We start from the raw sequence: 10,681 nt of genomic DNA on the forward strand, positions 1-10,681 counted from the left end.
GATGACGCTCTACTCAAAAAAAGACATTGTGCAGCAGGCACGAAACCTTGCAAAAATGATCTCTGAAACAGAAGAGGTTGATTTTTTCAAACGGGCTGAAGCGCAAATCAATGAGAATGACAAAGTGTCCACAATCGTTAATCAGATTAAAGCCCTGCAAAAGCAGGCTGTCAATCTGAAGCATTATGAAAAGCATGAAGCGCTCAAACAAGTAGAAGCAAAAATTGACGCGCTGCAAGAAGAGCTTGAAGAGATTCCTGTTATCCAGGAATTCAGAGACTCGCAGATGGAAGTAAATGACCTACTGCAGCTCGTTGCACACACCATTTCCAACCAAGTCACAAATGAAATCATCACATCAACCGGAGGCGACCTTCTGAAAGGGGAAACCGGTTCAAATGTGAAGCATTCAAATAACAGCTGTTCTCTCTAAACACGGTGCCTTTACAGGCCCGTGTTTTTTTATCATTTGTGCGGTTAAAAATGAACTAAATAATCTATGTACCAAATGTTCAATTGGTTTTTCTGTGCTCAGCCGCGTATAAACTTTATCGCACTTATAAGTAAAGTTTCTAGGCACCCCTGCATACAATGGAACAGAAACTTTGTATTTTTATATTTTATTTATAAAAATGCACACTAGACAAATGCCCAGCATAAGATAACACGAAGAAGAACAAGGAGGCATGCCGGAATGTCTGAATACAGGGAAATTATTACGAAGGCAGTAGTAGCGAAAGGCCGAAAATTCACCCAATGCACCAACACCATCTCGCCTGAGAAAAAACCGAGCAGCATTTTGGGTGGTTGGATTATTAACCACAAGTATGACGCTGAAAAAATTGGAAAAACGGTAGAGATTGAAGGGTATTATGATATAAACGTATGGTACTCTTACGCGGACAACACAAAGACAGAGGTTGTCACAGAACGGGTAAAATACGTAGATGTCATTAAACTCAGATACAGAGACAATAATTACTTAGATGATGAGCATGAAGTGATTGCCAAAGTGCTTCAGCAGCCAAACTGCCTTGAAGTGACCATTTCGCCGAATGGAAATAAAATCGTTGTGCAGGCAGAAAGAGAATTTTTGGCGGAAGTGGTAGGGGAAACAAAGGTAGTTGTTGAGGTCAATCCTGACTGGGAAGAGGATGACGAGGAAGATTGGGAAGATGAGCTTGATGAAGAGCTTGAAGACATCAACCCGGAGTTTTTAGTGGGAGATCCTGAAGAATAAAAAAGGGACTAGGGGAGACAGTACCCCCAAGTCTCTTTTTTATATTGATATATCATTCTTTTATCACTTTTTGTTTATGTTATAATGAAGGTTGGAAAATAGAAACGTTGATACATAGTGAGGGATTAAACAATGGCCGGTTATACGCCTATGATACAGCAATATTTAAAAATAAAGGCAGAGCACCAGGATGCCTTTTTATTTTTTCGCCTGGGTGATTTTTATGAAATGTTTTTTGAGGACGCCAAAAAAGCGTCACAAGAGCTGGAAATTACGTTAACGAGCAGAGACGGCGGTGCGGCTGAAAAAATACCGATGTGCGGTGTGCCGTATCATTCTGCTTCCGCGTATATCGAACAGCTTATTAAAAAAGGATACAAAGTGGCGATCTGTGAACAGACGGAAGATCCGAAAGCCGCAAAGGGCGTTGTGAAAAGAGAAGTAGTTCAGCTGATTACGCCCGGAACTGTAATGGACGGCAAAGGCATCCATGAATCGGAAAATAACTTTATCGCATCTGTTTCAGCCTGCTCGAACGGATACGGACTTGCGCTGTCTGATTTAACAACGGGAGAAAATTTGGCTGTTTTGATTGAACGGCTTGAAGACGTCATATCAGAAATTTATTCAGTCGGCGCAAGGGAAATAGTGGTTTCAGGAAGCTTGGATGCCGATACAGTGGCACAGCTGAGAGAGCGGTGCGGTGCAACGATTTCAATTGAAGACGGAGAAACAGACGAACACGTAACGATCATTGAGCACTTAAATAATGAAGATATAACAAAAACATTTCTGCGCTTATATACGTATTTGAAAAGAACCCAAAAGCGCAGCCTTGATCATCTTCAGCCCGTGCAGGTGTATGAGCTTGAGGAAGCGATGAAAATTGATTTGTACTCAAAGCGTAATCTGGAGCTGACCGAAACGATCCGTTCAAAAAATAAAAAAGGCTCCCTTTTGTGGCTGCTGGATGAAACAAAAACGGCAATGGGAGGCCGGCTGCTTAAACAGTGGATTGACCGGCCGCTTATCAGAGTCAATCAAATCGAAGAGCGCCAAGAAATGGTGGAAACATTGATGTCCCATTTCTTTGAACGGGAAGATCTGCGTGAACGTTTAAAAGAAGTATATGACTTAGAACGCCTTGCCGGCCGCGTTGCATTCGGAAATGTCAATGCCCGGGATTTGATTCAGCTGAAGGAATCGTTAAAGCAAGTTCCTGGCATCAAACAGCTGGTTGCTTCACTGGCTCATGACAAGGCCAAGGAACGTGCAAAGCGCATTGACCCTTGCGGGGATGTACTTGAACTGCTGGAAGAAGCGCTGTACGAAAACCCTCCTTTATCGGTAAAAGAAGGGAACCTGATTAAAGATGGTTATAATCAAAAGCTTGATGAATATCGTGATGCAAGCAGAAACGGAAAAGACTGGATTGCCCGCTTGGAACAGCAGGAGCGGGAATACACAGGCATTCGCTCTTTAAAGGTCGGCTTTAATAAAGTTTTCGGTTATTACATTGAAGTGACTAAAGCAAACTTGCATTTGCTTGAGGAAGGGCGTTATGAGCGGAAGCAGACGTTAACCAATGCAGAGCGCTACATTACACCTGAATTAAAAGAAAAAGAAGCGCTCATTTTAGAGGCGGAAAATAACATCTGTGAGCTGGAGTACGAGCTGTTTACCGAGCTGCGCGAGAAAGTGAAGCAGTATATTCCGCGGCTGCAGTTGCTTGCAAAACAGATGAGCGAGCTGGACGCACTGCAATGCTTTGCGACAATCAGTGAAAATCGCCACTACACGAAACCAGAGTTCTCTAAAGATGAAGTCGAAGTGATTGAAGGCAGACACCCGGTTGTTGAAAAAGTCATGGACAGCCAGGAATATGTCCCGAACAACTGTATGATGGGCGATAACAGACAAATGCTTCTCATTACAGGTCCAAACATGTCAGGGAAAAGCACGTATATGAGACAAATCGCGCTCATTTCCATTATGGCGCAAATCGGCTGCTTTGTACCCGCGAAAAAAGCGGTGCTCCCGATTTTCGATCAAATTTTTACGCGAATCGGCGCTGCAGATGATTTGATTTCCGGACAAAGTACATTTATGGTAGAAATGCTTGAAGCGAAAAATGCGATTGTCAATGCGACGAAAAACAGCCTCATTCTGTTTGATGAAATCGGGCGGGGAACGTCCACTTATGACGGCATGGCGCTGGCACAGGCGATTATTGAATATGTTCACGATCATATCGGCGCCAAGACGCTGTTCAGCACACACTATCACGAGCTGACCGTTCTTGAGGACAAGCTGCCCCAGCTGAAAAACGTTCATGTTCGCGCTGAAGAATATAACGGAACGGTTGTCTTTCTTCATCAAATTAAAGAAGGTGCCGCTGATAAAAGCTATGGTATCCATGTAGCTCAGCTTGCCGAACTGCCGGGAGATCTGATTGCGCGCGCTCAAGATATTTTAAAAGAGCTTGAGCATTCAGGAAACAAACCGGAAGTGCCGGTGCAGAAACCTCAGGTGAAAGAAGAGCCGGCACAGCTGTCCTTTTTTGACGAAGCGGAAAAGCCGGCTGAAACACCAAAGCTTTCAAAAAAAGAAAAGCAAGTGATCGATGCTTTCAAATCACTTAATATACTGGATATGACACCGCTTGAAGCGATGAATGAAATGTACAAGCTGCAAAAGAAATTACATTAAAACGGGGTGATGAATGTGGCAAAAGTCATCCAGCTGTCAGATGAGCTTTCAAATAAAATAGCGGCGGGCGAGGTTGTGGAACGGCCCGCCTCAGTCGTCAAAGAATTGGTGGAAAATGCGATCGACGCTGACAGCACAGTCATTGAAATCGATATTGAGGAAGCAGGCCTTGCATCCATTCGGGTCTTGGATAACGGCGAAGGAATGGAGAATGAAGATTGCAAGCGAGCTTTCCGCCGCCACGCAACGAGTAAAATAAAAGATGAAAATGATTTATTCAGGGTGAGAACGCTCGGTTTCAGGGGAGAAGCCCTGCCGAGTATCGCGTCAGTCTCTCATCTGGAGATTACAACAAGCACTGGTGAAGGAGCTGGGACGAAGCTCGTCCTCCAAGGAGGAAACATCATTTCCGAATCGCGTTCCTCAAGCAGGAAGGGAACTGAAATTGTCGTTTCCAACCTGTTTTTTAACACACCGGCCCGTTTGAAATATATGAAAACCGTTCATACAGAGCTTGGAAACATTACAGACGTGGTTAACCGTATTGCTCTGGCGCATCCAGAGGTATCGATCCGCTTGCGCCATCATGGGAAAAACCTGCTTCAAACGAACGGAAACGGAGATGTGCGCCATGTACTGGCAGCGATTTACGGCACGGCTGTCGCCAAAAAAATGCTTCCGCTGCATGTGAGCTCCTTGGATTTTGAAGTAAAGGGATATATCGCCCTCCCAGAGATTACACGGGCGTCGAGGAACTATATGTCGTCTGTGGTCAATGGCCGTTACATTAAAAATTTCCCGCTCGTCAAAGCGGTTCATGAAGGCTATCATACGCTTCTGCCGATCGGACGCCATCCGATTACTTTTATAGAAATTACGATGGACCCGATTTTAGTCGATGTCAACGTGCATCCATCGAAGCTTGAGGTCCGGCTCAGCAAGGAAACAGAGCTTCATGACTTAATTCGTGACGGAATTAAAGATGTATTTAAACAGCAGCAGCTGATTCCGAGTGCCCAGCTCCCGAAAAAATCGGCACCTGTTATCAAAAATGAGCAGCAGTTCATAACCTTTGATGAAAAGCCTCCGGAAAGAAAAGTACCGGAAAAAGCGCATGCGCCATCTTATTCACCAATGAAGCTCAGCTCAGTCGTGAAAGAGCCGGTTGATGCGGAGGAAGAATTGCCTCCTCTCCAATTTGATGCTCCTCCTATCGTTGATCAGGAACAAACCCTTGAGGTGTCCGATATTTCAGAAGAACTGCTTGAAACATTTGAGCAGGAATGCCATGAGGAACAGCAGCAGCCAGCGTCTGAGCGGGTTCCGATTATGTACCCGATCGGCCAGATGCACGGGACTTATATATTGGCACAAAACGAAAACGGCCTGTATATTATCGACCAGCACGCTGCCCAAGAACGTATTAAATATGAGTACTTTCGTGAAAAGGTGGGGGAGGTTGAGCCTGAGGTGCAGGATATGATTGTACCGCTGACGTTCCACTACTCCACAAATGAGGCTTTGATTATTGAACAGCACAAACAAGAGCTCGAAAGCGTCGGTGTCTTTTTAGAGTCATTCGGCTCTAACAGTTACATCGTCCGCTGCCACCCGGCCTGGTTTCCAAAGGGAGAAGAAGCAGAGCTCATAGAAGAAATCATTCAGCAGGTGCTCGACTCCAAAAATATAGATATTAAAAAACTCCGCGAGGAAGCGGCGATTATGATGAGCTGCAAAGGCTCCATCAAAGCAAATCGCCACCTCAGAAACGATGAAATCAAAGCGCTTCTCGACGACCTCCGAAGCACATCAGACCCATTTACATGCCCGCACGGCCGCCCGATCATCATACACCATTCCACTTATGAGATGGAAAAGATGTTCAAACGCGTGATGTAGCGGGGGTGGTAAGCATTGATCCATTCTCTGAATGGATCAATGCTTTTTTTGTACTCCTTCGAGTGTCAGATTATAAGAAACGGTTGTAAACGTGTGAGCAGTGTTAACGCATTATACTTCATGGTTTCTCCGTATAACAAAATTTCCATTTACAGGCAATTGGGATTAATGTATATTTTGGGTGAGGGGGTGGAAACATATGGCATGTGGTCCGAAGATCATTATCTTTTTGGATGAACTTGATGATCCAAATGTAAGAATCATTTTAGAATGCAGAATTTAAATTACAACATTGTGTTTTGCTCCCTGTTCGTGTGAACAGGGAGATTTTTTCGTTTATATAACTGGTGATGTCCAAATATAGGGTGTTATGAATTTTCCATATCTGCCATCGGCTTTAAGCTGCTTCTCTATTAGGCTGGTTATCAAAAGCAAGTTCAATGATAGCCATGAAAGCTGATATCACAACAAGCAAGACATCTGGAATATAAATAGACTGCATAAAGTAATCTGCAAAACAGATCGTTATAAGATTGCTGATAAAATACAGTATAAAAGCAAAAAGTGCAGTCTTTTTCAATGAAAGTGATTTTGCCAAAATGATAGAGATAATCTTTGTGAGTGGGTCTATGATTAATCCTACAGCAAAGCAGGCTAAAATAAATAAAGCTAATGTTTGATTGGAAGCGTATGTGATGCCAAGTATGGAGAATAAGCCTTTCATCCCGAAGAAAAAGCCGCCGAAGATGACTGCAAGCGCAATGGCCGCGATAAAAGTGATAGATACAATTCCGATTAATTTTGATCTCAGGTTAAAATCTTTAGAGTGCTCGTTCTGTTCTTTTTGGTTCAAGTATGACACTCCCTTCACCTGCTTACTCATACAAACAGCACCCTTGAATCAGCCCAAAATATCTATAAGTCTATTTTCTAACGAAAATAGTATAGCATATTTTAACAAAACCAAAAAAGGTCCTTTCCACTGGGGAAGGGCCTTTTTCTTCATGTTAACTCCTGAGATTCGCCGAAGCTTTCTCTTTTTTTGGCCAAATAAAATAGCTGGCTGTAATGAGAAAGTCAATGCCTATAATGACAGTCCACAGTTTAAGAATGCCGCTCAACGCCTCGGTTCGGGCAGAGTCATTGATAAAATAGATCATCCCTGCCAATAGTCCCGCACCAATTAAGTAGGCCAGCACATGTCTTAGCCAGCCTTTCGCACCGTGCTTGGCATGGTCCATTCCAAAACGTTTCAGCGGTTTTGCGCCTTTTTTTGTCACATAATATTGAAATTTTTCATCTGCCCATTGAATCATTTGTTTTCCATAAGCGATCGATATACCGATGTAAACAGCTGCAATCCCATGGGCTGCGGTCGCTGAGGCTCCGCGGTAAAGGTCCACACCAGTTGCCGCTAACAAAATCAAATCGATAACTGGAGTTAAGCCAAGGAATAGCAGTCCTAATGTATGTCGTTTGAATACGTAACGTACAGCAAGCCCCAAAACAATGACAACCCAAAACGCAATTTCACAGAAAACAATCATCCATGCGATACCGTTCAATCCATTCCCCTCTTTTCAATACAGTTGTATTATTTAAATAATATGTTACCATCTTTGTTTTTGCAACACAACTGTATTATAAAAATTGCCCTCTCATTTTTTTCTTGTTACAATAAAGCTATGCCAAAACAAATTGACCATGAGAAAAGAAGAAAACAAATTGCAGAAGCAACGTGGCGCGTCATTTTAGAACGAGGGATGGAGGGAGCATCAGCCAGGAACATTGCAAAGGAAGCAGGATTGTCATTAGGTGCGCTGCGCCATTATTTCTCTACACAGGATGAATTGCTTGCTTTTGCAATGAAACTTGTCCAAGAAAAGGTGACGGCCCGAATTAAGGACATTGCTGTGAGGGATTTGCTCCCTAAGAAAAAAGTGTTGCAAATTTTGCTTGAAATGGTCCCAACGAATGAAGAAACGATTAGAGAGATGGAGGTTTGGTTTGCTTTTACTGCTTACGCCAGACATAAAAAGGATATGTTTGATGCGAATCATGACGGGATTTTCAGCGGCATGCGGAATCTGATTGCCTATTTAGATGAATCCGATTTACTGAAGCAGAATGCTGATAAAGACATTGAAGCTGAGAGACTTTACGCGCTTGTTGACGGCTTGGCTTTACATGCCATGCTTGACCCCGTGCGAGTGAATAAAGACCGAATTAAGCGGGTCATTATGCAGCATGTAGAGTCAATTTGCGTGGAAGATACACGTGAGACACAAAAACGACATCCTTAAGGCACTAGTGCGAAAAGCGATTCTTGTTGGGCATGCGTCCAAAAGAGTCGCTTTTTTATTTTCAAAGAACAAGGATCTCTGAAAAAAATGGAAAACAATCATGCTGTTTGGTAAAGTGGAATGAAAGACGGACTGAGGGGTGAACACTGGTCCATCGTTTAAGAACTTTACATGATAGGGATGGTATAAATGAATCTTACTTACAAGGTGCATCCAATTAAAACAAGGTATCAGGGCTGGACGAATTATTGCTATATCATTGAAGATATTGTAAGCAGATCTGCAATTGTTGTTGATCCCTCATGGGAATTGAGTAAGATAACCACTACACTTTCTGAACTCGAAGCGGAATTAAAGGCAGTCGCATTGACACACTCTCATTATGATCATGTAAATCTGGTAGACCCGCTGACGAAGATGTTTAACGCTCAAGTTTATATGTCAAAAAAAGAAATTGATTATTATCAATTCCGATGCAGAAATTTAATTAGCCTAGATGATCATCAGACAATCAGCATAGGAAACACAAGAGCACAATGCCTTCTCACACCGGGGCATACAGCCGGCGGAATGTGTTATTTGTTTTCTGAGAGTATTTTTACCGGAGATACGGTGTTTACAGAAGGGTGCGGCATATGTGAGGATGATGGCAGCTCTGCGGAAGAGATGTTTGATAGTATTCAAAGAATAAAGTCGGAGGTTTCACCCCATGTACGGGTGTATCCTGGTCACTCATTTGGCAAATTGCCCGGCCATTCGATAAAGGATCTTTATCAGCATAATATTTACTTTCAAATTGATAAGAAAGAATATTTTGTGAAATTTCGCACTCGTAAAAACCAAAAAGGTATTTTTGATTTTAAATAATCCTTCTGAATCTATTATCCTATTTTTCTTCGAATATCTAAATGATTTTTATTTTCGAAAATGATTACATAGATGGGTGTTATTTATTTTGAAAACTCATTTGAAAGAAAATGAAGCGCATTATCATGATATGGCGCCCTATACGTAATCCGGGTCTTTTTTCTTATGATCTGTTATATCTCCTGATCCTTTATTCCTCAATGGAAAAAAGCAGAAAAACAATCGAGCAAACTGTAGGAAAAATTAACTTGACGGATAATATTTACAGAGGTTACCATCAACATGAACATGCTACTATTTATCCGGTCATCACTATTATAAAGTCATACAGAAGTGAAACACATCTACTAATCGGAAGGGTGGCTTTGAGAGAATGATCACATATGTTTTTCCAGGTCAGGGTTCACAGAAACAGGGAATGGGCAGCGGCCTATTCGATGAATTTAAAGAACTGACGGATCAGGCAGATGAGATCTTAGGATATTCAATCAAACGTCTTTGCCTGGAAAATCCTTATTCCAATTTAAACAAAACGCAATTTACTCAGCCGGCGTTATACGTGGTAAACGCACTAAGCTATCTGAAAAAAATCAAGGATGAAGAAGTTAAACCTGACTTTGTCGCCGGGCACAGCTTGGGTGAATACAATGCGTTATTTGCAGCTGAAGCCTTTGATTTTAAGACAGGTTTACAGCTTGTCAGAAAAAGAGGCGAACTGATGAGTCTGATAAGCAACGGCGGTATGGCAGCTGTTATGGGACTAAATGAAGAGCAGGTTGCAAAGGCTCTGAAAGAATATCATTTACATGATGTTGATATCGCTAATGTGAATGCCCCATATCAAATTGTAATTTCAGGAAAAAAAGATGAGATTGAAAAAGCCGCATCTCTTTTTGAAACGATGACTGAAGTTACAATGGTACTCCCCTTAAACGTAAGCGGCGCGTTTCATTCCAGATACATGAATAAAGCAAAAGAAGAATTCGAGGAATTCCTTCATGCCTTTTATTTTTCGCCTCCGTCTATCCCGGTTATTTCTAATGTGTATGCCAAACCGTATACATACGAATTCATGAAACAGACGCTGGCTGATCAAATTAATCACTCAGTGAAATGGACTGACAGCATAAGATACTTAATGAAAAAAGGCCATATGGAGTTTGAGGAGGTAGGGCCTGGAAATGTTTTAACTGGGTTAATTCATCGCATAAAGAAAGATGCGGAAGCAATGCCCCGCTAAAGCATTTGCCCCTATGGCCGTGTACCTCATCAATCAGGTCTAAACACAGATTTCCTTTCATTTAAGGTATAAAGTTTTAAAGATTCAATCGTTCGATTGACACTGTTTCTAATTGAATAACTTTATATACTGTTACATAAAGAGGCTGATAAATTAAGTTAGACATTTGAACTATGTCAGCCGGTCTGTCAAACCATCGCTCCCACATCTAGATGGTCCATTTTTTAACCTCACCCACCAATCATAGAGTCGATGTTCTTTGCTGATCCTGTTATCATGTTACATCAATTTTGAGATATCAACATACATCTACGATCACATCATAAATGAACCGCATCCAGAGCACCAATAGCAATCCTTCCAAGTTGAATCTCCTTTACTTTTTCACATATGTCTTTTCCATTTATTAATTTCATTTCAATC

Annotated in this window: 10 protein-coding genes; 8 read left to right on the plus strand and 2 right to left on the minus strand. The window is 42.1% G+C overall.

The genetic code is table 11. The features are described from left to right. Position 1: 1 nt before the first annotated feature. The 4 genes from ricA to mutL all read left to right on the plus strand — a co-directional run bounded on the left by ricA (position 2) and on the right by mutL (position 5,848). Positions 2-433 (plus strand): regulatory iron-sulfur-containing complex subunit RicA, encoded by a 432-nt coding sequence (ricA, locus tag KXZ66_RS09065; protein ID WP_151870239.1) that lies wholly within the window; start codon positions 2-4, stop codon positions 431-433. A gap of 261 nt (positions 434-694) precedes the next feature. Continuing rightward, positions 695-1,240 carry an outer spore coat protein CotE gene (gene cotE / locus KXZ66_RS09070; protein ID WP_003231833.1) on the plus strand — a complete coding sequence of 182 codons (546 nt, stop codon included), beginning with the start codon at positions 695-697 and terminating at the stop codon, positions 1,238-1,240. Positions 1,241-1,372: 132 nt separating this feature from the next. Further along, positions 1,373-3,949, plus strand: a complete 2,577-nt coding sequence (gene mutS / locus KXZ66_RS09075; protein WP_151870238.1) for a DNA mismatch repair protein MutS — start codon at positions 1,373-1,375, stop codon at positions 3,947-3,949. A 15-nt stretch (positions 3,950-3,964) separates the two neighbouring features. Beyond that, entirely contained in the window at positions 3,965-5,848 is a 1,884-nt protein-coding gene (mutL, locus tag KXZ66_RS09080; protein WP_072173343.1) for a DNA mismatch repair endonuclease MutL, read from the plus strand. A 397-nt stretch (positions 5,849-6,245) separates the two neighbouring features. On the opposite strand, the gene KXZ66_RS09085 is transcribed toward mutL, so the two are convergent. Both KXZ66_RS09085 and KXZ66_RS09090 read right to left on the minus strand, forming a co-directional pair. Then, positions 6,246-6,701, minus strand: a complete 456-nt coding sequence (locus tag KXZ66_RS09085; protein WP_003231830.1) for a regulatory YrvL family protein — start codon at positions 6,699-6,701, stop codon at positions 6,246-6,248. Positions 6,702-6,855: 154 nt separating this feature from the next. After that, positions 6,856-7,413, minus strand: coding sequence for a hypothetical protein (locus tag KXZ66_RS09090; RefSeq protein ID WP_014479830.1), 558 nt, complete (start codon positions 7,411-7,413; stop codon positions 6,856-6,858). A gap of 120 nt (positions 7,414-7,533) precedes the next feature. Between KXZ66_RS09090 and KXZ66_RS09095 the strand changes: the two genes are divergently transcribed. From KXZ66_RS09095 to fabD, 4 genes are all read left to right on the plus strand, one after another. After that, a complete protein-coding gene (locus KXZ66_RS09095) occupies positions 7,534-8,151 on the plus strand; it encodes a TetR/AcrR family transcriptional regulator (protein ID WP_015715907.1) in 618 nt (205 codons plus the stop codon). Between the two features lie 189 nt (positions 8,152-8,340). Beyond that, on the plus strand, positions 8,341-9,018 hold the full coding sequence (locus tag KXZ66_RS09100) for an MBL fold metallo-hydrolase (RefSeq protein WP_029726478.1): 678 nt from the start codon (positions 8,341-8,343) through the stop codon (positions 9,016-9,018). A 110-nt stretch (positions 9,019-9,128) separates the two neighbouring features. Next, complete coding sequence (locus KXZ66_RS09105) at positions 9,129-9,395, plus strand: hypothetical protein (protein WP_021479265.1); 267 nt, start codon at positions 9,129-9,131, stop codon at positions 9,393-9,395. Next, on the plus strand, positions 9,392-10,258 hold the full coding sequence (gene fabD / locus KXZ66_RS09110) for an ACP S-malonyltransferase (protein WP_021479264.1): 867 nt from the start codon (positions 9,392-9,394) through the stop codon (positions 10,256-10,258). Before KXZ66_RS09105 ends, fabD begins: the two co-directional genes overlap by 4 nt. Positions 10,259-10,681: the final 423 nt, after the last annotated feature.

The organism is Bacillus sp. LJBS17 (assembly GCF_019334685.1).
GTDB classification, from domain to species: Bacteria; Bacillota; Bacilli; order Bacillales; family Bacillaceae; genus Bacillus; species Bacillus subtilis.

Excerpts from the sequence above, each read along its gene's own strand:
- ricA (WP_151870239.1), top strand. The coding sequence starts at position 2 with ATGACGCTCTACTCAAAAAAAGACATTGTGCAGCAGGCACGAAACCTT.
- cotE (WP_003231833.1), top strand. The coding sequence starts at position 695 with ATGTCTGAATACAGGGAAATTATTACGAAGGCAGTAGTAGCGAAAGGC.
- mutS (WP_151870238.1), top strand. The coding sequence starts at position 1,373 with ATGGCCGGTTATACGCCTATGATACAGCAATATTTAAAAATAAAGGCA.
- KXZ66_RS09095 (WP_015715907.1), top strand. The coding sequence starts at position 7,534 with ATGCCAAAACAAATTGACCATGAGAAAAGAAGAAAACAAATTGCAGAA.
- KXZ66_RS09100 (WP_029726478.1), top strand. The coding sequence starts at position 8,341 with ATGAATCTTACTTACAAGGTGCATCCAATTAAAACAAGGTATCAGGGC.
- KXZ66_RS09105 (WP_021479265.1), top strand. The coding sequence starts at position 9,129 with ATGAAGCGCATTATCATGATATGGCGCCCTATACGTAATCCGGGTCTT.
- fabD (WP_021479264.1), top strand. The coding sequence starts at position 9,392 with ATGATCACATATGTTTTTCCAGGTCAGGGTTCACAGAAACAGGGAATG.